This window comes from Vagococcus zengguangii, assembly GCF_005145005.1.
GTDB lineage: Bacteria > Bacillota > Bacilli > Lactobacillales > Vagococcaceae > Vagococcus_A > Vagococcus_A zengguangii.
On record NZ_CP039712.1, the window covers coordinates 23,961 to 48,884 of the forward strand.

Consider the following 24,924-nt stretch of genomic DNA (forward strand, 5'->3'; position numbering starts at 1 on the left):
TAAAAAATAAGCCAGCAGCGTAATTTAAAAGGGATGATAAATAAAAAGGATTCTACAAACTTTTGATTATTAATAGAATTGAACGTTTTAGCAACAAGGACGAAAGTGGCTGAAAAAAACAATTAAAATTGTGAAAAAAAAAAGAATTTTTTGAGAATAAAAAATGAAATGATGATTTATGATGTGTTTATCTACTAGGTCCATTAGCAGGTGAAAGTCAGGAGGGGGAAGTAGTGAGAAAGAATAGTTTGTTCTTTTTGTTTATCTTAGGCGTACTTTTTACAACTAGTGGTTTTTATTATGCAGAGTCTCAAAATTATCAGTCAAACGGACAAACGAGTTTTTATGGTCACTATGAACAACAGGCACCACCCGTTATTGACGAAGACCATCAGCTAACGAATAGTGAAACGAAGCAACAGTCTACAGAGCCTGTAAGCACCACTCAAAATAAAGTACGGGCTATTTTACCGATTGCTGGCGATTATTTGAATCCCATATATCAACAGTTAGGTTGTGTGGTTTTAGTATTCGCTTCATTTATGTTAGTTAGGCTAAAAAGAAGAGGAGTTGAAGCCAATGAAAAAAATCTCTAGTTGCTTGGCTGTTATTATCCTCACAGTGAGTGCATTTTCAACTACTCAGGAAGGAATTGCTGAAGAGAACACAGAAGTTTTTCCAAAACAATCTGAAACTAAGAGTGACCTCACGTTTGAAGCAGGTGAAGGGCCCAACAAGCCCGTTGATCCGGAAAGCCCCGATCCAACAGAACCTGTTGAACCTAAAAATCCACCAGGTCCTGGTACTAGTGGCGCACTTTCAATCGATTATGGTTCACCGTTAATGTTTGGCTCTCAACACATTTTACCGACAGATCAAACCTATTACGCCTATCCGGATGAAATGGAAGGAGATAGTCAAAAACCGACATACGTTCAAGTGACAGACAAACGTGGAACACTAGCTGGCTGGAAATTATTTGTAAAGCAAGTGACGCCCTTCATGACATTAGCTCATGAAGAATTGGTTGGAGCAGAGCTGAGCTTGACTAAAGCCAGTATTGCTTCAAATGTTGATCTTAAGTATCAACCAACGATTGTTGAGGAGCGTGTTGATTTAGTAGTTGGTGAAGAATTACCAGTCGTTGAAGCAGAACCCGGAACAGGACTTGGGACATGGGTTTACCGTTTCGGTTCAAATTTAAGTGAAAATGCGGAGGCTGTGCAACTTTTTGTCCCTGGTAAGTCAGTAAAATTGGCCAAAGTATACAAGACTGATTTAATTTGGTCATTACAAGATACACCACAAAATAATCGTCTTAATTAGGAGGAACAATGTATGAAATTTAAAGTTATCACAATGTTATCACTAGCAACTTTAGGCGTATTAGCTAGTCAGAAGGTAGTTAACGCAGAAGAATTGAAGACGTATCAATCAAATGGTTCAGTAAAATTTATTCCCAACTTGGATCCAACTGATCCAGTTGATCCAGAAAAACCTGATCCAGAAAATCCGGTAAAACCGATTGATCCGACTGATCCTGAAGGACCAAACCCAGGAACGCAAGGCCCATTATCGATTGATTATGCGTCTAGTTTAGATTTCGGTACTAATCGAATTTCTAACAAAGATCAAATTTATTATGCGAGAGCGCAGTCTTATGAAGGGGATCAACAAGACACGCCTAACTTCGTTCAAATTTCTGATCACCGTGGTACAAATAGTGGTTGGACGTTAAAGGTTAAGCAAGAAGGGGAATTCACTGCAACTAGTGAGACATTAAACAACGTTTTAACAGGGGCTCAAATTACATTTAAAGAGCCAAAAGTTAATAGTAACGCTAAAAATGTTGAAGAACCCATTCCTTCAGAAATTATTACATTAAAAGTTGGTGAAGAATCGCTTGTTACATCGGCTAAAGCAGGAACAGGAGCAGGGACATGGGCAACTTACTGGGGGAATGTGGAAACTGTTGAAGAACACCTTGAAAGTGGTGAAACCAAGATGGTAAATGTCACGAAAGCTGTAAAACTGTCTGTTCCGGGTGCGACCCCTAAAGATGCAGTGACTTATCAAACCAAATTAGTATGGAGTTTAACTGATACCCCTGGGCAATAATCAGAGGAGGGAAAGAGATTGAATAATAAAATATTAAGCTTTCTATTGAGTAGCTGCTTGATAACGAGTATCTTTCCCGTTTTTACTCAAGCGACCACTTCATCAGAACAACATATAGAAACAACTATGACAGATAATCAACTATCAAGTTCTCAGATAGAAATAGTTGGTGAAGAAGCAACTGATGATATGTCAGAAGTTACCGAAACTACTGCATCATCTTCTTTAGAATCAATTACATCAGAAAGTAAAGAAACTGACACTAGTTTGAGTGATTTAAATGATGATAGGAATCATGAAAGCATCATAGAACAAACAACAGAGACAACAGAATTAGTGACCAAATTGAGCTCAAAACGAGCACTTTACGCGGCTACTTTGCCAAATGATCCCAATATCATTGCAATTGACAAGGTGTTTCAACCGCCGATTGGCGTAGGGCCTAATATTTTGAATGACGGTAAGTTGTTACAAATAAATCCAGATAAAAAAAATCAATATGGTGCTATTTGGTCTAGAAAGCAGATTAGTTTGCTATCAGACTTTACTTTTAAAAGTTATTTATATCTAGGTGATAATAAGTCATTAGCTGCTGATGGTATGACATTTACTCTGACCAACGATCCAAGGATGACTAGTTCTCCATCTCAAGTAATAGGATCTTCAGGTAAGGGACTAGGCGCCTATTCTGAAAATGTGGGTCAATCATATATTCGAAATGCTTTATCGATAGAATTTGATACATACTACAATGGTGACTGGATGGATTCTGAAATAGGTAGGAATAGTGATTATGGTCATGTTGGGTTTGTGACACCTAAATATTACAATGGTAGCTATCGTGGTGAACATTCAGGAGTGATAAAACCTAATACGCATCTTTCTAATGGTAATTGGCGCCTTTTAACAGTTAAATGGAATGCCGTTAACCAGCAATTAAGTTATGAATTAGAAGGAATAGGGACGGCATCGTATACGGTTCAAGATATTAATAAACAATTTGGCGGTAGTTCAGTATACTGGGGATTTACATCATCAACAGGTGAACGATCACAAGAAAATGCCTTAGCTATTACACAAATCCCTTCAGAAGTATCATCAAAAGCGACGATGAGTATTGATCAAGGTAACTATGTGACTGAAGGAGAAGCAGAACATTTAGCGAATATTAAATTCAAGAACATATTAAATGTGACAAACTACTTTATGGTTGACGTTGAAAAAAGAGTAACGATTGATCTACCAAGTGAATTAGCATATGTTGATGGATCGGTTAAATTGAATGGTCAATCCATTCAATCTTCAGAATTAATCGTCGAAAATAATCGTCTAATGATTGATGTTGATCGCTTGCTAGTTGCTAAAGAGGATTTAACGATAGAATTTGAAGCGAGTGTAGTGGCTCAGATGACAGACAAATTATTGACGTTAAACTTTCAATATCTAGAAGACGAGGTTCTCATTAAGAAATCAAATGATATTGCTTTACATATTATAAAACCAAAAGAAAAAACGCTGAACGTATACTATAAAAACTTTTTTAACCAGAGTCAAGATGTTGCAGAACCTAAAAAAATTACAGGGAAAATTGGTGCATCATATCAAGAACAACCAAAAAATCTTCCCGGTTATGTCTTTAAATCTGACTCGGGTAATACAGCAGGAATCTTTGAACATGAGTCGAAAGATATTTATTTCTACTATCGTGTGGGAGAACTATACTTAGCTGAAGTACCAGAAGCGATTCAATTTGGGCAACATAAAATTTCAAACACAGACTTGAGAATCTACGGTCAAGCGAAAGGTCGCCTAGCGGTTGTAGATGAACGAGCCTCTAGTGGCTGGCGGTTACAGTTATCAGAAAGTCAACCGTTAAATAATAACGGCCATGAATTAATGGGAGTACTATCGTTTGTGAATGATAGTAGTTCACGTCTAATTAGTGATCAAAAAATAACGGTTTTTGAAAGTGATGACAAAGGACAAACAGATTTAACAAGTATATTAGAAAACAAGGATCATAAAGGAATTCGTGCAGATATTCCCGTTGAAGAGCAACGACTCGGCGCTTATGAAGGAAGATTACTATGGTCATTAGAAAATGTACCCGCTAATTAATTAAAACAAGGAGAATGATGAGAATGAAAAAAAATCTAACACTTACTTTAGCTGCAACCTTACTAGGAGCAACAGCTTTACCAATGATTCAACTAGCAGAAACAACCCCTGATGGTGGAGAATATGTATCAAATGGTGTGATTGAATTTACTCCTAATACTGACCCGACTGATCCGGTTGACCCAACTGACCCAACCGATCCAGTTGACCCAGTTGACCCAACGGATCCAGAGGGACCAACTGAAGGGACAAATGGTCCATTGTCGATTGATTATGCATCAAGTTTTTACTTTGGTGAGAATAAAATCACCTCTAAAGATCAGACTTATTATGCATTGCCACAGACTTATCATAAAACCGATAAGGATGGAAAAGTAACAGAACACGTGGGACCTAACTACGTACAGGTGACGGATAATCGTGGAACAGAAACAGGTTGGAGCTTACAAGTTACGCAAGATGACCAATTTAAAACAGCCAAAGATCAATATTTAACAGGTGCTATTTTGACATTGGAAAATGGCGTAGTCGTAAGTAAATCTGAATCAAAATTCCCAACAGGTTATGAGACTATCACTTTGAAGGGAACAGGAGAAGCTGAAGATGTGATGACTGCAACTGATGGGGCAGGAGCAGGAACATATTTATTAACTTGGGGAACTGACGCGGATAGCGGCGCTAAGAGTGTTTCACTATTTGTTCCAGGTTCAACAACTAAGTATGCTGCAACTTATCATACTAAATTAACATGGTCGCTTACAGACGTACCAAAAGGATAAAAATAAAGTAAGATGAGAGGTTTGCAATAACCTTCTCATCTTTCGTGTTTTATAAGGGAGATAGAAATAATAATGAAAAACATATGGAATATTAGGTGGATTATCATGATATTGGTAGTTAGTGCACTACCAATCAGTCACGTGCAGGCGAGTGAATTTAATTTTGCTGTGACAACAATACCTTCAGAAAATCAATTAGACACACGTAATACGTATTTTGACTTATTACTGAAACCAAACCAAGAAGATAATTTGAAAGTTTCGTTAAGAAATGATACGAATCAGGACGTTACAGTCGATGTCTCAGTCAACAGTGCAACCACTAACTCTAATTTAGTCGTTGAATATGGGAAAAATAACATTGAAAAAGATGCTAGTTTATCTATACCGATAGAAACGTTAGTAGATTATCCAGAAGAGGTTTTGTTAAAAGCTCATTCAGAACAGATAGTTGAGTTCAAGGTTAAGATGACAGAGGAGGCATTTAAAGGAGTTCTTGCTGGTGGAATTACTTTTAAAGAGCGCGAAGAAGAGACCGCTGTTAATGATGATGCCAAAGGACTATCTATTAAAAATGAATATTCCTATGTAGTCGCGTTACTGATGCGCCAAAACAAGGAAGAAGTTATGCCAAACTTGAATTTAATAAGTGTGGTTCCAGATCAAATAAATGCGCGTAATGTTATTACTGCTAATATTCAAAATGATCAAAAGGCGTATATTAATCGCGTTTATGTAGAAACTAAAATTACAAAAGCAGGTAGTGATCAGGTCCTTTATCAAGAAACTAAAGAGCGTGGCCAAATTGCCCCTAATACAACGTTTAAGTTTCCAACTCCATTGAACGGTGAAAAATTAGCCGGTGGTAAGTATCATATTACGATTGATGTTTATGGTAATGAAGCATCTGATGGAAAATTTTCACGAAAAAGTGAAGATCAAGTAATTACTTATCAAAATCATTGGCAATTATCAGGGGATTTCGAAATTGCTTCAGAAGTCGCTAAAGAATTAAATAGTAAAGACGTCTCGATTAAAAAGGATTATACTTGGCTATTTGTTTTAATAGGTGCATTACTATTACTACTGGTTTTATTACTAATCTTGTGGTTAGTACGAAGAAAGAAAAAAAATGAACAAGAAGCGGGATAAATGCTTGATTATTTTTTTGATGATTATAGGGGTTTTGCTCGTTAGTTTTCCAGTTATCAAGCATACGGTAACCCTTGTTAAATTTCAAACGACCTCGTTATCATATGCAAAGCAACTCCCTGAAGTAACACCAAATGATGCAATTGTTTTGCCAACCCTTACGGATTATTGGCAGAGTTCAGCTGATGAAGTTGGGGAAGCTGTAGGTCAAATTATTATCCCAGATATAGAACTAGAAGTGCCGTTATTTTATGGACTGAAACAAGAGGAGTTATTATATGGTGCGGGATTGATGTATCCGCAAAGGAATTTTGAAACGGATAATATAGTCATTGTAGGCCATCATTTAACAATAGCTAATGTTTTGTTTGGAAAATTACAGGAGCTCAAACAAGACAGTCTAATAATGGTGGAATTCATGGGAGAAAATTTCTTGTACCGAGTAAAGATGAAACACCTAGTTTCGGAGAAGGAACTAGCTGTTTTGGAAAATCAATCAGAGCCTCAGCTAACCTTGATTACATGTGATAAGCCTGAACGAACAGAGCAACGTCTTGTGGTTGTGGGGGAATTGTTAGAGGAAGAAAAGGATGACATCAGGCACGTAGTACAATCACCAATGAACAAAAGCACCTATCAATATACAGACACATTTATTCGTTATAGTGTGTTACCATTGGTCATTATTTTGTCAACAATCCTCATGTTTAGTTGGCTGATTTGGCGCTATATTTGAAAAGAGTTCAACGTTTAATCTAAATGTTGAACTCTTTTTTTTGTATTTAATTGTTACGTTTCAATTGTTTCATCGATAAATCGTGCTAATCTTTCCAATTCTCTGTTTCGAGGGAAAGGTGTGATGTAGTAGATAGGAACCTCATCGTTTTCATAATAATAGTCTGTAATGATTAAATCAGGTTTATGTTGCAATAACTGGATAAATTCAACCGAATGATGAAGAAAAGATGTGATTTTTTTCTGTAGAAGCTTGATATTTTCAAACCCATAGCGGCTCATTAATAACACTTTGATCATTGATTGATTTTCAGATATTAATGGGTAGTAGAGTATGAACAATTGTTCAGTTGAAATCGCATCTTGTTCTAACACAGAGGGTGGTAATTTTTGCATAAAGGCATCGTATTCATCAGTATTAGTAAAATTGCCGCGCAAATCAACAAGTGAACCAAAGACAGCTTGTTTTCTAAGCATTAAGATCATATTGGCAATTAAGTAGAAGTAACTTTCTGGGTTGAGATTAATTTGATGCGCATTGCCAACCTCAAATAAAATATTGTTACAAATCGTGAAATCTTTTTGGGAAATGATCTTAGGTGTTAAGTAAGTACTAGCACTCGCAACTACTTTGTGTTCAAGAATGCTCCATGTATTAATAAAAAAATATAAAAAATTAATTTCGGTTTCGAGCCTGTCAACAGGCAATTTTTTGGCGTAAAATGGTGCGAAAATTTCATAAAATGCCTCTTCATTAGTTAATTTATTCATAATATAGAAGAAATCCATTTCTTTCTCAATGAATTTTTCTTTGCGTATTCTGGTTAGAGCGATATTAAGCATTAAGTTAAGGTTGTCAATTTTCATTTGAGTAGCAGGAATTGCTTTAGAATCGTTAACATAGTCTAGATGGTAGCGCTGGACAAGACTGGGCACTTTTTTGCCACTATCTTTAAATAATGTGAAAAAAAGGTAGCGAATCTTTTCTTCAGGTCCATCCATCATGAAAATTCCCTCTCTTTTGATAATTCGAATATCAAATTCTAAAAATACATCCTTTAAATAGCGCCATAAACGCATGATAGTTGAGATACTACGATTATGTTTAGCAGCATATTTTTCAAAAGAAATATCACGTTCATAAAATAAATCACGTGCCAGCTGATACAAGATACTACGTTGAATGAATAGTTTAAAAAACGGCTCGACTGAATAATTAGGACCTTTAATGACCTCATTGAAGTTGTTACGAAACAGTTGTTCATTTGCTTGTAATTCAGGCCAATTACTACTGAAATCATTAATTAAATCATCTACCAGTTCAGAGATTTTTACTTCAGATAAATTTAATTTTTCGGTTAATTCCGCTGTTGGAAAGAGCTGCTTCTCAGAACTCTGTAAGTATTTTAATAGTCGGTATTTATCGCGATCCTTTTTCTCCATCAATTTATACACTGTCAATCCCCCCAATACAAACCTAACAAAAAAACAATTAAAAAATATGTGAATTATCTACTCTATTATATCAAAAAAAGGCCATTAAGTTATTAATCGTTGTTAAATGTACGTTTATTGTATGTGAAACATGTCATTTTCCTTTTTATTTTATGTTAATGTTCGACAAAAATAACGATTTAATTGGTTGTATTTTGTCCATTATAGTGACTTGTATAAGAAAGATTATCAAAAATGTTCAAAAGTGTCTAAAATCTTGTGTTGAAATGAGCTCTTTTAGTTGCAATGTTTGTTTAAAGGGGTCTTATTACGTTCGTGATAAGCTTTTTTTCAGGATTTCCGGTATTTTTGTCTATTTTTACTCTAAAAAATTTTAATTTTGATAATAAAGAGAGAAATATTGTAAAATCGTCATTTTTTTTCACAAAAAAAGCTTTTTTTGACAAATTAATCGCCTGTAAAATGATCCCAAAAATACTTTTAGCTGCTTTAAACTTAATATGAAAAGACTATCCGCTCTAAAGCGGTTAGGCCCTTAGTAATTGTGCGGCAGAGGGGGGATTTATTTATTGAAGTTAGATGATTTTCATAAAACGTTAATTAAATTAGGAAAAGGAGGGAGATGGTTTGATGTGAAAATTAATAAAAAAGTAATCGGAGTACTGGTGAGCCTATTGGCTTTAATTTCAATGATTATTGTTTTTGATATTAAAACCACCAATGCCGATCGAGTGGGATTCGATCGAAATTCGATGGGTGTGTATTTAAAAGACATGACGGATGCAAAGAACATCGCTGTGGTTCCTAATCCAGAAACGCAATCGGGGATTAAAGAATATAAGGGCAGTATTGCTGGAATGAAAGAGGCGCTGTTTGATATTTATCAATACGGTGATGGCGGAAATTATGGTATTTATGTTGGAACAACTGTGAGTTTTGATACTTCAATAGCTAGTGATACAATACCTGCTAATCCTTCAGCGACAGATATTACGTTTAAGGCATTGGAAAGTAAAGCTTCTACGTTGATTTTTACAAGTACACAAGTTGATGAAATTAATAATAACACAGTTGCACCAACAGGAGCTAAAACCTTAACAATGAGAACTGATGTCTATTGGGGAACGGACATAGTATTGAGAAATATTAGCTATAGTGTCACTAACATGTACTTAAATGGACATAATGCATTATTTGGAGGCGGTTCTCGTAGTACAGTAATCTCAAATATTTACGGTGGATCAAAAAATCAAGATGTTACGGGTAATCCAACTATCGAGATTAACGCTACGGGTGCCTATACTTGGTCAATATATGGTGGTAATGAATCAGGTGGTACTTTAACAGGTAATCCATCAATTATTGTCAATAATACATCCGGAGCCATTTCAACTTTAAGTGGTGGTGCTAAAGTCGGAACCGTCACAGGAGATACCTCGTTAGAAATCAACAAGACAACTGGTGGAATAACAAGTGTCTACGGTGGTGGTGAGGGCACATCAGGAACTGCGACTGCCAACGTAACGGGTAACACCTCAGTTGTGATTAATAACACTGGTGCTGGTATTACAACATTAAGTGGCGGTGTTAAAGTCGGAACCGTTGATGGTAATACTTCATTAATAGTTAATGATGCTGGTGGGACAATAGCTAATGTGTATGGAGCAGGTCAAGGCACCTCCGCAACTGTAACAGCCAATGTAAAGGGTAATGTTACAACGTCTATCAATAGTACAAATACTGCTTCGAAATTAAGGTTAACGAATTACTATGGTGGAACGGCTTATGGTGATATCACAGGTAATGTGAATAACACTATCAAAGGTTATGGTGGTTGGTCAGGATCTGCTGATTTAACAGGTGGGCCACATTATTATGGTGGATCACGCAGTGGGAATATCGGTGGAGACACGACAGAAGTTTCGATTACCAATAATTTTGACACCAGCCTCTTTTCTACTGGTCGAGCAATATACAGTGGAGGAAACTCACATACTGGTGTAATGAGAGGGGATATAAAAAATACGATTAAAGCAGGTCGTAAATTAAATAAAGGTGAACTTACCCGAATTAATGGCGCGGGTGATTTTGATGCAGCTGCTCCATCCTCTACTAAATTATCAAGTGCTAATATTGATAAATACACTTCTGATGAAACTTATGTTGCGGCGCTTGAAAGCAGCAACTATCAAGTCTATGGTGATATTTATACAGATGTATTAGATGGTTCAGTTTCGTATGGAGCGGATGACTACGCTTATATAAGAGGCTTTGGTGTAAAAGGATTTCTGGAAGGGAATACTTATGTCACAGTAGGTGTTAAAAATAATCAGTATAATAGCTTTGGTGGTGATGGCTTTGTATTTAAAGCCCAGACTATAGGTAGCTTTATGGGGACAACAGGTGTGAAGGATTACTATGTAACAAAAGAATCTAATTCTGATGCAACTACTTATGGATCTGCTTTTGATATTGTCGGTGGTGGAGGCAGGATTACTGGTTGGTCACAAGACGTCTATATTAAAGGTAATACCAATGTTGTGTTGAATAACGTGTTAGCACGTTGGACATATGGAGCGGGATTTTCTGGCACAACATATGGTGATACTTCCATTACGTTAAATGGCGGATTAGTAGACACGCTAGAAGGTGCGGGTTTTTGGGATAATCGCATTGATGGTAACACAACCGCAACTGTTAATAACGGCCAAATCAACTGGTTTTTGTCAGGAGGCGGTTGGCATTCACGTAAAATTAATGGAAACCCTTCTGTTACTGTTAATGATGGGGTGATTAATGCTTCTATGGGTGGCACTTATGGTGAAGCGACTACGCACGATATTTATGGTGATAGCAACATGCTGATTAAAGGTGGTAATTTTTCAGGTGTTCCTCGTACAGGACTCAATGCAATCTCAGGTGGTGCCACTAACCAAGGAACGCTATACGGTGATAGTAATGTCACGATTGATTTGCGAAATTTCAAAAATGAACGTCAATTTGCTTTACCAAAAAACACCTATATTTCAGCAGGAAAACCTTATAACGCTTTTGATGGCTCAAAATTAGGAACTGATAGTAGTAATTCAACAAATCTTAATATTTTTTCTGATGAATCGAGTGGCGATATTTTAAATGGTGCGATTATTTATGGAGATGGTGGCAGAGGAACTGCGGGTCAAAATAACACTAAGGCAGGTAGTATTAATATCAATATTGACGCGCCAGGTTCTAGTATAGGTAGTTTGTATGCAACACAATATAAGAATGTTTCAAGCAATAAATTATTGAGAAACGTTAATATTAATATCGAACGAGCGGGTTCAATTGGAGGTATTTCAGGAGGAAGTGCAGAAAGTGATGATAATATCACGAATCAAGTAGCCGCCAATAGCGCTGTTAATAATAAGTTTGCTAAATTTAACATTGGTGTGCCAGTTGGTGGCGCAACCACTGCTGAAAAACAAACAGAGCCACTTGATATCACGGGATTAGGTTTAGTTAATTTTACTGAACTTAATATCGAAAATGGTCTTCAGCTAAGAGCCAATGGCGGAAATATCACGAATGGTCTTAGTGCGACCGCTGCTGATCACGCTAGCACATACAACGAATTTGGTCATATATATATTAAAGACGGCGCTGGTTTAGGTGTTGTAAAAGATGGCAACATTATTTCTGGTGGTGAATTAAATGTTTCAGGCTCAGCTAATATTGCGTCATTACCAGGCACAGGCAAGATCAATTTATCAGCAGTTAATTTTGAAGATGACAAAGCGAAACTGAATTGGATAAAAGTTGGGACAACTGGTAGCTTAGTTAAAAGTAACGGAACATATTGGGGCACGCAAGACGCTTATCAAGTGTTGACCATTAATCCAACTGTAGCCAATGCAGGAACAATTACGCCATTTAACTTTACCGGTATTGAAAAAGAAACCGGTAAGACATTTATCGGTGACAATGATGTAACTGGTTCAAAAAACGGTTATGGCATTATGATACCCGGGTCAACGATTGATTATCGAGTTGTCAAAGGAGAAGTAGCGGATATCTATAAAGGTGACGGTAATATGTTCCACGATGTTGAAGTGGAAACAGGTAAAGAACCACCATTTGCCCACCCTGCTTGGGGTAGTTCAGCCAAAGGGGTGATAGCTAAAGACGGGATTTTGTATATTCTTTCAAGTTCAGGTATTTTGCCAACTATTAGTGCCACACCGGATGAAACAAGCGGTTCATGGGTCAACCAGATGACGATTCAATCTACTAAGGTTGGTGAAAAAGCAATTGAGCGACCGGAAAGAAAAGACTATCAAGATGAAGCTTGGACGTCAACAGATGGTGATTATAGTTATACGATTACTTCGATGTTTTCAAATAAGGCAGAGTTAACCTCACGAAATATTATCTTAACAAGTGAAGAAGCGCAACAAATTAATGATAAGGCTGATTTAGATAAATGGACTGAAGTGTTTGGTCGTCCTTTCTTAAAAACAGAAGATTTAACGACAGAGGAGTTAGACCAACTTCATCAAGAACTTAAACCGGATGAGTATCGTGTTATTCCAATTGATTATTCAGTCGGAAATAACGATGCTGAAAATACAAAAGCTATGACGGTTAATGTCATTGTTGTTGGGGCCGACTATGCTATCTCTGAAGATAAACATGTAAGTATTCATACCAATAAGGAAGTTGAAATTAAACAAGCCGCGTTGGCAACGATCATCAACAATGGCACTTACAATGAGTTTTATAAAAATAAAGAACAAATTAATGGCTTTACGATTACAAGTGATGGTCAAAAAGTGAATAATATTGTGCCAATCAATGGTACGCAACATTTATCAGAATTGGCATCTGCGACAACATTACCAACGTCAACAGATGAGCCATACGGCATCGTCGATTTTAATTATAATGGGGAAACCTATCAGTTAGATCGGATGGTAAAAATTACTGTAAAAGCTAATACAGTTATTTTGACAGTGAACTTTTTAGATGAAGCAAAAGAACCATTACATGATAAATACGAGATGGAGTTGGAGCCAGGAACAACGTTAGATTTGTCAGCAGATACTAAAATTCAAGAGGATATTTTTAATCAAATTGCGACAGATTTCAAATACTATATCAAAGAGCGACCTAAAGATGAAACAGCATTAACGGTTAATGATGATATGAGCGTTGATTACATTTTTAACGGTATTCTGTATTTTGCTTCAGCGCCAGATGTGATTGATTTTGGTAGCAACAGTTTATCGCTAGGATTGAATCAATTTGGTGTTAATCAGACGGGACTTTCAGCGTCACTTATTTTGAAAGATTCTAGACGACACGATTCCGATACGCCATGGTCATTAAACGTTCGCGTGACTCAACCATTATCTAATTTGCTACAAAATCACGTGTTGGATGATGCGTTGAAATATCGTAATGACCAAGAACTATTGACTTTAACCGATACGAACACACCGATTATTACTGATAATGCTCGTATTACAGCGGCCGATGGTTTAAATGTGACGAATTCATGGGGGAAAAATTTTACAGAACCAGGAATGAAAGTAGCACTAAGTCCAGCTGAGTACGCACGTATAGGTGATTATAGTGGTGAAGTTCAATGGACAATTGGCTTCACGTCAGAATAATCACGCTAGATTAAAAGTGAGAAAGGATGGTGTCGACGGTTGAAAAGAATAACAAACAGGCTCGTGCGATTTTTGTTGCTGATGCTGATGTTAGGGTCGTTTCAAGTAAAGGCCTCAGCTGAAAAATTAGGTGGATCAGCTGGCAATACAGCAGAAGTTGGTTTCTATGAAGCGAAGCCTGATCCACCTATTATCGGCGGATCAAAAACACCTCCTACCGGAAAAACGGGCGCTACTAGTATTTTTCCAAAAACAGGGGAGGAAATGACCGCTTGGGGAATAGGTGCGTTGGGTATTGTATTAGTTTACATCGCAGTAAAAAAACTGGCATCTAAGGGCGGTGATTCACATGGTTAGAAATTTAAATAAACTAGGGTTGTTTATTACGTTAAGTTTCGCGATAACCAGTAGCACGTGGATTTCTGCCGTTAGTGCTGATAGTCTTTCAGGAGATGCTTCAGTTAGATTTAATGCGAGTGATAATCCGTCGCCACCAGTTGATCCAGACAATCCAGACAAAGTGATTGATCCTGGTGAAGTGGTGAAAACGGAAGGGCCTTTAAGACTTGATTTTGTGCCGAAGTTATCATTTGGATATCGGGTCATCTCCGATCAAGACCAACGCTATAATGTGAAAGCACAACAATTTGTCAGTGACACACCAGCTAGGCCTAATTATATCCAACTAACAGATAACCGTTGGAATATGGGGGGATGGCGATTAACACTTCAGCAAGAAAAGCAATTTTATAGTGCCGAAGCAAAAGAAGCAAAAGAGTTAAAAGGTGCAGTGATAACCTTTAATCAACAATCTATTCACTCAGCCTATGATTTAGATGGCTATGTTCCAGAAATCGTTAAAGAAGATATTGCTCTTAACGAAATGGGAGCAAGCTATACTATTGTCGAAGCAAGTGAAAATAAAGGACCAGGAACTTGGGTTATTAAATTTGGTGCCTCAGACACCGATGATGATAAAGAAACATCGTTAATTCCAGTACTGCATGACAATGGTAAGCCTCTTATAGATGATTACTATCAAAAACCAGTCTATGAAAATACTGGTATCCGCTTGTCAGTACCCGGATCAATTAACAAAGAAGCAGTGAAATACAGTACGGTACTAGTTTGGACGTTGTCTGAATTAACATAAAACTTAGGAGGAAGAAAGAATGAAGTATACTAAATTATTATCTACAGCTGTTTTAGGAGCAATGACATTAGGAATGGTAACACCAGCTTTTGCAGAAGTGGAACCTGCTGTTGGTGAAGGTCGTATTGAATTTACAGCAGATACAAGTCCTGAAGGTGTTATTGACCCAGAAAACCCAGGAACTGGTGTTACACCAGAAGAACCAGGTGAGGGTGTTAAACCTGGAAAAGAAGGTCCTTTACAAATTGTTTGGGTGTCTAATTTGAAATTTGGTTCTATGCCAGCTAGTTTAACTGGTATTGATGTAGATGCGGCAGCTACGAATGTTGGAACAAAAACAGAGCCTATTTTAAGAGGGAACTTTGTTCAAATCGCAGATAAACGTTTTGATAAAGACCCAGGCCAAGGTTGGACTTTATCAGCTCAAATGACGAAACAATTTACAGAAGTAGTAAGTGAAACAGAAGACGTTACTAACTATGGCAATTCAGTTTTAAACGGTTCAACCATTACTTATAAAAATGCGAATATTGAAAAATCAAGTAATCAAGACGTTATTGAAATGCCAACGACTGCATCTGAAGATCCTGTTTTATCTTTAGAAGGTGGTTCAAAAGAAATGATGTCAGCTGCACAAGGCCAAGGTTTTGGTAACTGGGCGGTTGAATATGGGGATAGTCGTGCCAATACAGAAGCAACATCCGTTCACTTAAATGTTCCAACTCGTGTCGCAATGAAAGCAACTAACTATAAAGCTGAAATTACTTGGACACTAAGTGAACTAGATACACCATTAGAACCATAATAGATGATTAAATAAATATAACAAAAGTGCTAGTTTTGAACTAGTGCTTTTGTTGTCTATAGGAGTGAGTATGATGAACAAAAAAAAAACATTTTTTGTCAGATATTGCTTAGGGTTATTGGCAATGGCTATGACCATTTTCGTATTCAACGAGAAGCCATTAGCTGTAGATGAAGTGAAGAGCGAGATTGGCTATTATTATGAAATCGCTCATCCTGAAAATCAAGTAACGAAAGGCAACGCGATCAATCTAAAAATGGCTCCGGGTCAAGAACAAAAAGTTCCGATTACCGTAGTGAGCACCTCAGATCAAGATATCGTGGTGGATCTTTCTTTAAATGGTGCCCGAACAAATGGTTCGGGTGGTTTAGAATATGGCCCAACAGAATTTGCTAAAGATGACTCAATGGTGGATGATTTACCAGATATCGCGAAGGTGCCTGAATTTGTTGAGATTCCTGCAAAAAGTAAAGTAACCTTTGATTTAGAGATAACTATGCCTAAAGAAAAGTATTCAGGGATTGTAACAGGTGGGTTACGCTTTATGGAGCGCGATCAAGAAAGTAAAGGAAATAATGAAGGCGCAGAAGTCGTTAATAAAATGGCAATGTTAGTAGGGGTGACATTGTTTATGGATGAAAGTCCTGTTGAGCCGTCGCTCGATATGTTAGCGGTAGAAGCAGGACTATTTAACTATCATAATAGTTTTAATTTAAAAATTGCTAACCAAGCTCCTAAAATTATGAGTAAATTAACCTTAAGCGCTGAAATTACTAGAAAAGGCCAAAAAGAAATTCTTTATAAATCATTCAAAAACTTAATTCAAATGACGCCTAATTCGATTATGAAATATCCGATTTTATTGGATGGTAACTTAATTGAATCAGGAGGTTATACAGCAAATGTTATCATGGAAGACGATAAAGACAACAAATGGGAATGGAATCAAGACTTTACGGTGACAAAAGAACAAGCGAAGAAATTAAATGACGAAAGTGTTGGCGTAACCGAGGAACCAACTGATTGGAAGTTAATTGCTTTAGGTGGAGCAGTAGCTGCCTTGTTATTAGTGATTGTATTTTTAATAGTAAAAAACAAGAAAAAAGCAACAAAATAAAGGGTGATGGAGATGAGCGTAACGTCATTAAAATATAAACACTTTGTAAGTTTGGTGCTGATAGTAATGTTTAGTTGTTTATCTAATATGAACGTTGTGGCAACTGAACAGCAACAAAATGAATTGCCTTTTAATTTTCAAACCGTAGCACCTGCAAATCAACGAACGCAAGGTAATTATTTTGATTTGGATGTTTCAGCAGGTGAAAAACAAGAGGTAACGGTTAATCTTAACAATCTGAGTGAGACCGATTTAATAATTAAGCCAACACTATTGAGAGCAGTCACCACTAAAGATGGGAAAATATCTTATGGAATGCATCAAGATGAGCTGATTGAGTCACCAAGCGTGGATATCACTCAAGTAATAGAACTGCCTGAAGCCGTTACAATTCCAAAAAATGGCTCGCAAGAACTACATGTGACTATTAATGTACCAAAAAGTTTTAATCAAGGAACGATATTAGCAGGTGTTGAATTAGCTAGTAAAGAAAAGCATTCTGCTACTACGAATCAAATTGATAATACATATGCGTATATGTTTTCGATTGCATTGCATCATAAAAAAGCAGTCGATCCCCTTGTTAAAATCGAAGATAGTCAGCTAAATTTTATTGGTAATCAGACCTATATCGAAACCCCCATTATTAATCCAGAAGTGGGGATTCAAAGAGACTTGAAAATAACCACTCAATTGATTGATACGAATACTGATTCAGAAATCGAGTCTAAGACAAAAAAAGAGTTGAAAATGGCACCCGAAAGTACGATGAACTATGAGGTCGGGATTAATAAACTAAGCCCAGGAACGTATTCAGTTCAAACGGTTGTTGAATTTTCAAATCAAAGAACAATCAAGCATGAAACACAGCTAACGGTAGATGAAAATGTAGAAGGCCCTCAAACAATTAGTGAAGAACTCCCTAAATCCACTACGAATAATCACGCACTATATAAATGGTTAACTACTATCATAGTCGTATTGATTGTGACTGCTATAGCTATTAAGATTTATCAGGATAGACAAAAGTAAGAAATACCAGACGATTAAACATGGAGTAAAATGTTTGATCGTCTGGTATTTCTTAAATTAGGATATTATCACGATTGATATATTTCGAAATCTCGAAAGATAATCTGTAGATTTCTTTTAATGTTGGATATGGTTTTATTAAAAAACACGGAGTATCTTTTGTATCAATAAAGATGTCACTTACGACAATGTCAGGTTGCTCTTCCATGAAATGAACAAAATTAATGTCATTTTGAATAAAACGTTGTAATTTATCTTGCAGGAGCATTTGACTTTCCGTGCCTAAACGACTGGCCACCAATATAGAAATCGGTTGTTTTCTTTTATCTAAAATGGGGTAAAATATCGCAAATAAATGTCGTGTATCAATTAGCGGATGTTGACGCAAGTTATTGCTCAAGCGTTCGACAAACTTAGGAAAGCCATTAAGTCCCGAAAAATCAATATCCAATTCAAGTACTGAACCGAAGACTTGTTTTTTTCTAATAACTTTAGATAAATTACTGATTAAGAAAAAATATTCAGTAGGCGTTATTTTGAAATTGAATATCCCCGTCATTTCATTAATAATAGGATTTATTTCTGGAAATAAGGAATCTTCAAAAAAATTGTTAGGGATGTTTGCCTCCATTTTAGATAAGGTGTCTATATTAATTAACGTAAGGATTGTGCTAAAAAAGAATAAAAAATTTAACTCTCGGGTCAATTGCTTGCTTGGTAACTTACAGCCTTTATAAAAAGAATTAAAACAATTGTGGAAAATTTCTTGAGAAGATAAGTCATCGGGAAAAAGATGTTTTTCAGCTTCATCTGACACAAGGTGCCCGTATTTGATGCGTATTAAGCTAGTGTAAAGCATAATATTTAAGAATCTTAATGACTGTTCATTGGCGTTATTAAGAATGGTATTATCATAAAATTGCAAATCCGCCCGTGTTAAATAATTAGGAATGGCATAATTGCTATAAAAAATTAGGACAAAGAATAAGTAACGCATATGTTCCTCATTCCCTTTTAATTTGAAAAATCCCTGTTCCTTTTCAATATAAATATCATGACGTGCTAGATTATCTTTTAACGAACGCCATTCTCTTTTTACTGTAGACAAGCTGATATTACGGTTGGCCGCATAAATATCGTGATTAATCGTCCGTTCATGCAGTAAATCCATCATGAATTCACAAAAAATACTACGACTTAATAGCATATTAGTAAATAAATCGATTGAAAATTTAGAGCCTTTTATTACTTGGTTAAAACTATTGCGATAAAATTGTTCTCGAACGTCATAGTCAGGAAAATAAAGAGAAAAATCGTGGGTTAATTCGGATAAAATTTCTGAAACTTTACCAATTGAGAGGTTTGTGTTAGTCGCAATTGCATCAACATCGGTGCCGTACTCTTGTTGATACAAAAAGTTGATGACGTCATAGGTTGTTTGTTCTTTCTTTTCTAAATAATAAATCATTCTTATTTCTCCTCAATGTGGTTGTTTAGTAAGACTGCAAACTAATTTCACCCGCTAATAAGGTGATAGTTGACAAATCAGGCAAGGTAACAAGTAGTCGGCCATCTTCAAAAATTTTTACGGCTTGTCCAGTAATAGTCTGTCCGTCCTTATGGAAACTAATGTCTTTACCTAAAATTAGCGAATGATCGCAATAAATTGGATAGTACTGCTTTGTTTTATCGTTTAGTAACAAAGAAAATTGGGTTAAATAGGCGTTAATTAATTGTTCACGTGTGATAGTCTCTTTACCGGGTTCAAACAAGGTGCCCATTTTATCACGTAATTCAGTCGGGATTTGTTCCGGGAACGCACTGATGTTGATGCCTGTTCCGACAATGACGCCATTTATTTGATTGGTTTCATAATCAGTCGTTGTTTCGGTCAAAATTCCTGCAACTTTTTTGCGGTTAAGATATAAATCATTGACCCACTTGATTTTAATGTCAAAATTATCCAAACTTTTTAATGCTTGGGTTAGTGCTGCGGCAGCTATCAACGTAAAAGGTGGCAAGTCGCCTGTTGTCAGCTTGAAGGGAATAAAAAGACTCATATAAAGTCCATTGTAACTATCTGATATAAACGAGCGTCCCAAACGTCCACGACCAGCTGTTTGCGCATCTGTAATTAGTAAGTGAGGTTCATTATTTGATAACACACCTGTTTGAATCTGTTCTTTCATCACAGTATTCGTTGAGGAGAGTGAGGCGTGCCACGTGACCGTAAGCGTTGGCCATGCACCAAGTAATTGTTCGGTTATACGCGCTACAGATAATGGGACTTCTGGATAAAAAATGACGCTACTTTCAGATTCTTTAAGATAATAATCGCGTTGTATATCAGCAAAAGATTGCTCAAAATTTTCTGGGAAAAGTGTGAGTAACTGTTGTTTTGAAATGATTTGTCTTGCGTGTTTCATTAAGTAATTGAGTAAGTTTTCTTTCATTAATGGTACCTTCATATGTTTTTAATTTAATTATACATTAAATAGAATAAAATAATAGAAATAGGGGCATAAAAGTAAAATATATGGTACTATTTGCTTATAAAATAGGACAGGAGTGTTTGATTAAAATCATGAAAGTAACAATCAAAGATATCGCTGAAGCGGCTGGTGTATCGACCACGACTGTTTCGCAAATTTTAAATAACAAAGGTGATCGTTTTAGTGAAGAAACACGAAAAAAAGTGATGAAGGTGGTCGAGGAATTTAATTATCAGCCAGACTTTTTCGCTCAAAACATGGTCATGAGAAAATCCAAGACAATTGGCATGATTGTACCAGACGTAACAGATTTCTTTTTCTCTAAGCTAATCGAAGGGATTGAAGAGCAATTAAATTCCTTAGGCTATATGATTTTATTATGTAATACCAATCATGATAAAAGACTGGAAACTAAGTATTTTAATGAATTAATGCGTCGTTCAGTCGAAGGGATTGTCATCGCAACGCCGAACTTCCTTGAAGATGAAATTTTGAAGAATCCTAAAGTAGTCAATCGTGAAGTGCCACTTATTTTGGTCGATCTAGGTAAAAATACACGTAATGAAGGCAAACTGTTGGTTGAAGAATATCAGGGCGTTTATGATGCGACGGAGTATTTACTAAAAAATGGTCATAGAGACATTGCGTTCTTGCGCGAAGTTGGTGATTATTACCAATTATCAGAACGTATTACGGGCTATTTGAACTGTTTAGAAGACCATGAAATCGAACATAATCCACGTCTAATTGAGAGTAGTTTTTTAACCATTCGCGGAGGGTATAACGGGACAAAACAATTACTAGAAAAAAATATTCCATTCACCGCTTTAATTTGTACGAATGATCAAATGGCAATTGGGGCGTATCAAGCCATTATGGAAGCGGGCAAGCGCGTACCAGATGATATTTCAGTCATTGGCTTTGATGGCTTGGAAATTAGTCGGTTTGCTTCACCTGCCTTAACAACTGTTCACCAGCCAGTCCTTGATTTAGGAAGAACTGCGGGTAAATTTATGCTACAGGCAATTAATGATCCAAAGAGTAAAATTCCGAACAAAATTTTCCCAACTAAATTAATTATAAGAGATTCAGTAAAACGATTGACCTAGCACTTTTAACGTGCTATTATAACAATTGTAAGCGGTTTAGATACGAACGAACCCGCAAGGTAAAACGATTTACAAATTTTCTTTTTTACCTTTATATACTAGTTAGCTATAATAGACATGTAGGAGGATGGATACAAATGAGAATGGTCGATTTAATAGAAAAAAAGCGTGATGGTGGTAGTCTGTCTAAGGAAGAAATTGAATTTATTGTTAGTGGTTACACTGATGGTTCAATTCCAGATTATCAGATGAGCGCTTTTTTAATGAGTACATTTTTCCAAGATATGTCTGATGAAGAAATTACTCATTTAACACTGGCAATGGCACATTCAGGCGATATGATTGACTTAGCTTCAATCGATGGTGTGAAGGTGGATAAACATTCAACCGGTGGTGTTGGTGATACAACAACAATCGTGTTAGCACCATTAGTGGCAGCAGTTGGCGTGCCAGTTGCAAAAATGTCTGGTCGTGGCTTAGGTCATACAGGTGGTACGATTGATAAGCTAGAATCGATTCCTAATTTTAAAGTTGAAATCCCTAGCGACGATTTTATCCGTTTGGTGAACGATACGAAAGTAGCCGTAACCGGTCAGTCAGCTGACTTGGCGCCAGCCGATAAAAAAATGTATGCCCTACGTGATGTAACAGCGACTGTTAATTCAATTCCATTGATTGCTAGCTCAATTATGAGTAAAAAAATCGCATCTGGTGCTGACGCAATTGTCCTTGATGTGACAACTGGTGATGGTGCCTTTATGAAGAACATTGATGATGCGAAACGTTTAGCGCATACTATGGTAAGAATTGGTAAATTAGCTGGTCGTCAAACAATGGCGGTTATTTCCAATATGTCTGAGCCATTAGGTAATGCGATTGGTAATTCGTTAGAAGTCATTGAAGCTATTGAGATGCTAAAAGGAACAGGTCCTAAAGATTTAGAAGAACTTGTTTATACGTTAGGTAGTCAAATGGTTGTTTTAGCTAAAAAAGCTGAAACACTTGAAGAAGCGCGTGCTTTATTAGAAGAAGCGTTACATTCAGGTAAAGCATTAGACAAGTTTAGAGAAATGATTATTAATCAAGGGGGCGACCCAAGTGTGATTGATGATTATACTAAATTTGGTGAAGCGAAATATGTTTACGAAGTACCAGCTAAACAAGCAGGATTCGTTAGCGATATCCAAGCAGAAAGTATTGGGGTAGCAGCGATGATGTTAGGAGCAGGTCGTAAAACAAAAGAAGAATCAATTGATTATACAGTTGGTTTAATCTTAAACAAAAAAGTCGGCGCTGAGGTAACAGAAGGTGATTCACTCGTAACCGTGTACTCAAACACAGAAAACGTTGAAGAAGTTATCCAAAAAATCTACGACAGCATCACAATTGGTGATTCAGCTGAAGAGCCAAAATTAATTCACGGCATTGTAACCGAGTAAGAGGCGAGGAGAAAAAATATGGGTGTAGACAAGAAAAATGAGTGGGTACAATTAGCGCAAGATGCTTATACCAATTCATATGTACCGTATTCACATTTTCCAGTAGGTGCTTGCTTAGTCGCTAAAGATGGCCAAGTGTTTACCGGTGTGAACGTTGAAAATGCGTCATTCGGTTTAACAAACTGTGCTGAAAGAACCGCCTTTTTTAAGGCTGTATCAGAAGGACAGACAGAATTTCAACATTTAGTGGTCGCAGCTAAATCAGATGATCCGGTTGCTCCATGTGGCGCTTGTCGTCAAGTAATGATTGAATTTTGTGAGCCAACAATGGGCGTGACGTTAGTCAGCAAAGACGGCCAACTTAAAGAAACAACAGTAGGAGAATTGTTACCTTATTCTTTTACTGATAAACAAATGGAAGGTAACTAACACCGATTTAACCTGCACGAGCAGTTAAATAATAAAATACTATTTTAGGGGGCTTTACAGAAATGAAAAAGGCAAAACTATTTAGTCTTGGAGCAGCAACATTAGCATTAGGACTTGGATTAACAGCATGTGGTGGTAACAATGACAAGACTGCAGATTCAGGTGCAGCAACTGGTGGCGACGTAGACAAAGCGCATACTGTAGCAATGGTTACGGATATCGGTGGTGTTGATGACCGTTCATTCAACCAATCAGCTTGGGAAGGTTTACAAGCTTGGGGTAAAGAACATGGCGCTGAAAAAGGTGTTAACGGATTCGACTACATCCAATCAAATGATGGATCTGAGTACACAACGAACATTGACTCAGCAGTAGCACAAGGCTTTAAAACAGTATTCGGTATTGGTTACTTATTACAACCAGGTATCGAAGCAGCAGCAGCTCAAAACCCAGATACTCAATTTGGTATCATTGATAGTGTAATTGAAGGATTTGACAATGTTGTATCTGCTACATTTAAAGATAACGAAGCAGCTTACTTAGCTGGTATCGCAGCAGCTTACACAACTAAAACTGACAAAGTAGGTTTCATCGGTGGTGAAGAAGGTGTTGTAATCGACCGTTTTGAAGCAGGTTTTGAAAAAGGTGTTGAAGATGGCGCAGCAGCATTAGGTAAGAAAATTGAAGTAACAGCTAAATATGCAGCATCATTTGGTGATCCAGCTAAAGGTAAAGCCTTAGCAGCTGATATGTACAAAAATGGCGCAGACATTATCTACCATGCATCAGGTGGTACTGGAGCAGGATTATTCCAAGAAGCAGCAGCTTTAAATAAAGACCGCTCAAGTGACGATAAAGTTTGGGTTATCGGTGTAGATAGCGATCAACAAGCTGAAGGTGTTTACAAAAACAAAGATGGTGAAGAAGATAACTTCACATTAACATCAACACTTAAAGGTGTAGGTGCAGCTGTACAAGATATTTCTACTCGTGCATTAAATGATGAATTCCCAGGTGGAGAAAGTTTAGTTTACGGTCTTAAAGACGGTGGGGTAGACTTAACAGATGGTTTCTTATCAGACGAAGCGAAAGCAGCAGTTAAAGAAGCTAAACAAAACGTTATTGATGGTAAAGTTGAAGTTCCAGAAACACCAGCTAAATAATTATCTTCAATAAAAATTGAACAATTAAAGACATAGCCTTGTCGCTTAGCGACAAGGCTATGATATAAATAAAAGGTTTCTTTTTCCGCTTTTACGTAAGTGAATAAGAACTATTTATTTACGTAAGAGGAGGTTTTTTCCTCAAAAGTTGTAGTAGTTACTCGGAAATTATAG

Annotated in this window: 20 protein-coding genes; 17 read left to right on the top strand and 3 right to left on the bottom strand. The window is 36.8% G+C overall.

What is annotated here, in order from left to right:
- Positions 1-233: 233 nt before the first annotated feature.
- The 7 genes from FA707_RS00105 (at position 234) to FA707_RS00135 (ending at position 6,903) form a co-directional block, all read left to right on the top strand.
- A complete protein-coding gene (locus FA707_RS00105; protein WP_136952324.1) occupies positions 234-596 on the top strand; it encodes an EF2685/EF0750 family sortase-dependent surface protein in 363 nt (120 codons plus the stop codon).
- A complete protein-coding gene (locus FA707_RS00110; RefSeq protein WP_136952325.1) occupies positions 580-1,326 on the top strand; it encodes a WxL domain-containing protein in 747 nt (248 codons plus the stop codon). The genes FA707_RS00105 and FA707_RS00110 overlap by 17 nt, the downstream gene beginning before the upstream one ends.
- Before the next feature lie 12 nt (positions 1,327-1,338).
- A complete protein-coding gene (locus tag FA707_RS00115; protein WP_136952326.1) occupies positions 1,339-2,118 on the top strand; it encodes a WxL domain-containing protein in 780 nt (259 codons plus the stop codon).
- An 18-nt stretch (positions 2,119-2,136) separates the two neighbouring features.
- Positions 2,137-4,236: a lectin-like domain-containing protein gene (locus FA707_RS00120; protein ID WP_246032324.1), complete on the top strand. Its 2,100-nt coding sequence runs from the start codon at positions 2,137-2,139 to the stop codon at positions 4,234-4,236.
- A 23-nt stretch (positions 4,237-4,259) separates the two neighbouring features.
- The gene (locus FA707_RS00125; protein WP_136952327.1) at positions 4,260-5,015 is read left to right on the top strand and encodes a WxL domain-containing protein; all 756 of its coding nucleotides are present in this window, start codon (positions 4,260-4,262) and stop codon (positions 5,013-5,015) included.
- Between the two features lie 105 nt (positions 5,016-5,120).
- A complete protein-coding gene (locus tag FA707_RS00130; protein ID WP_246032325.1) occupies positions 5,121-6,167 on the top strand; it encodes a WxLIP family cell surface protein in 1,047 nt (348 codons plus the stop codon).
- Entirely contained in the window at positions 6,148-6,903 is a 756-nt protein-coding gene (locus tag FA707_RS00135) for a class A sortase (RefSeq protein WP_136952329.1), read from the top strand. Before FA707_RS00130 ends, FA707_RS00135 begins: the two co-directional genes overlap by 20 nt.
- A 53-nt stretch (positions 6,904-6,956) precedes the next feature.
- Here FA707_RS00135 and FA707_RS00140 read toward each other — a convergent pair whose 3' ends face one another.
- Positions 6,957-8,357 carry a helix-turn-helix domain-containing protein gene (locus FA707_RS00140; protein WP_136952330.1) on the bottom strand — a complete coding sequence of 467 codons (1,401 nt, stop codon included), beginning with the start codon at positions 8,355-8,357 and terminating at the stop codon, positions 6,957-6,959.
- A gap of 632 nt (positions 8,358-8,989) precedes the next feature.
- Between FA707_RS00140 and FA707_RS00145 the strand changes: the two genes are divergently transcribed.
- From FA707_RS00145 to FA707_RS00170, 6 genes are all read left to right on the top strand, one after another.
- Positions 8,990-14,011, top strand: coding sequence for a beta strand repeat-containing protein (locus FA707_RS00145; protein WP_210409621.1), 5,022 nt, complete (start codon positions 8,990-8,992; stop codon positions 14,009-14,011).
- Positions 14,012-14,098: 87 nt separating this feature from the next.
- Complete coding sequence (locus FA707_RS00150; RefSeq protein ID WP_136952332.1) at positions 14,099-14,368, top strand: hypothetical protein; 270 nt, start codon at positions 14,099-14,101, stop codon at positions 14,366-14,368.
- On the top strand, positions 14,361-15,164 hold the full coding sequence (locus FA707_RS00155) for a WxL domain-containing protein (RefSeq protein WP_136952333.1): 804 nt from the start codon (positions 14,361-14,363) through the stop codon (positions 15,162-15,164). The genes FA707_RS00150 and FA707_RS00155 overlap by 8 nt, the downstream gene beginning before the upstream one ends.
- 19 nt (positions 15,165-15,183) lie before the next feature.
- Positions 15,184-15,969 (top strand): WxL domain-containing protein, encoded by a 786-nt coding sequence (locus FA707_RS00160; RefSeq protein WP_136952334.1) that lies wholly within the window; start codon positions 15,184-15,186, stop codon positions 15,967-15,969.
- Between the two features lie 70 nt (positions 15,970-16,039).
- Complete coding sequence (locus FA707_RS00165) at positions 16,040-17,086, top strand: WxLIP family cell surface protein (RefSeq protein ID WP_136952335.1); 1,047 nt, start codon at positions 16,040-16,042, stop codon at positions 17,084-17,086.
- 12 nt (positions 17,087-17,098) lie between these two features.
- The gene (locus FA707_RS00170) at positions 17,099-18,118 is read left to right on the top strand and encodes a WxL protein peptidoglycan domain-containing protein (protein ID WP_168177316.1); all 1,020 of its coding nucleotides are present in this window, start codon (positions 17,099-17,101) and stop codon (positions 18,116-18,118) included.
- 52 nt (positions 18,119-18,170) lie between these two features.
- Here FA707_RS00170 and FA707_RS00175 read toward each other — a convergent pair whose 3' ends face one another.
- Entirely contained in the window at positions 18,171-19,586 is a 1,416-nt protein-coding gene (locus FA707_RS00175; protein WP_136952337.1) for a helix-turn-helix domain-containing protein, read from the bottom strand.
- 25 nt (positions 19,587-19,611) lie between these two features.
- Complete coding sequence (locus FA707_RS00180) at positions 19,612-20,571, bottom strand: biotin--[acetyl-CoA-carboxylase] ligase (protein ID WP_168177317.1); 960 nt, start codon at positions 20,569-20,571, stop codon at positions 19,612-19,614.
- A 131-nt stretch (positions 20,572-20,702) separates the two neighbouring features.
- Here FA707_RS00180 and FA707_RS00185 point away from each other — a divergent pair, with 131 nt between their 5' ends.
- The 4 genes from FA707_RS00185 (at position 20,703) to FA707_RS00200 (ending at position 24,750) form a co-directional block, all read left to right on the top strand.
- Positions 20,703-21,719 (top strand): LacI family DNA-binding transcriptional regulator, encoded by a 1,017-nt coding sequence (locus tag FA707_RS00185; RefSeq protein WP_136952339.1) that lies wholly within the window; start codon positions 20,703-20,705, stop codon positions 21,717-21,719.
- Between the two features lie 137 nt (positions 21,720-21,856).
- Positions 21,857-23,158: a pyrimidine-nucleoside phosphorylase gene (locus FA707_RS00190; RefSeq protein WP_136952340.1), complete on the top strand. Its 1,302-nt coding sequence runs from the start codon at positions 21,857-21,859 to the stop codon at positions 23,156-23,158.
- Positions 23,159-23,176: 18 nt separating this feature from the next.
- A complete protein-coding gene (cdd, locus tag FA707_RS00195) occupies positions 23,177-23,587 on the top strand; it encodes a cytidine deaminase (RefSeq protein ID WP_136952341.1) in 411 nt (136 codons plus the stop codon).
- 62 nt (positions 23,588-23,649) lie between these two features.
- Positions 23,650-24,750, top strand: coding sequence for a BMP family lipoprotein (locus FA707_RS00200; RefSeq protein ID WP_136952342.1), 1,101 nt, complete (start codon positions 23,650-23,652; stop codon positions 24,748-24,750).
- Positions 24,751-24,924: the final 174 nt, after the last annotated feature.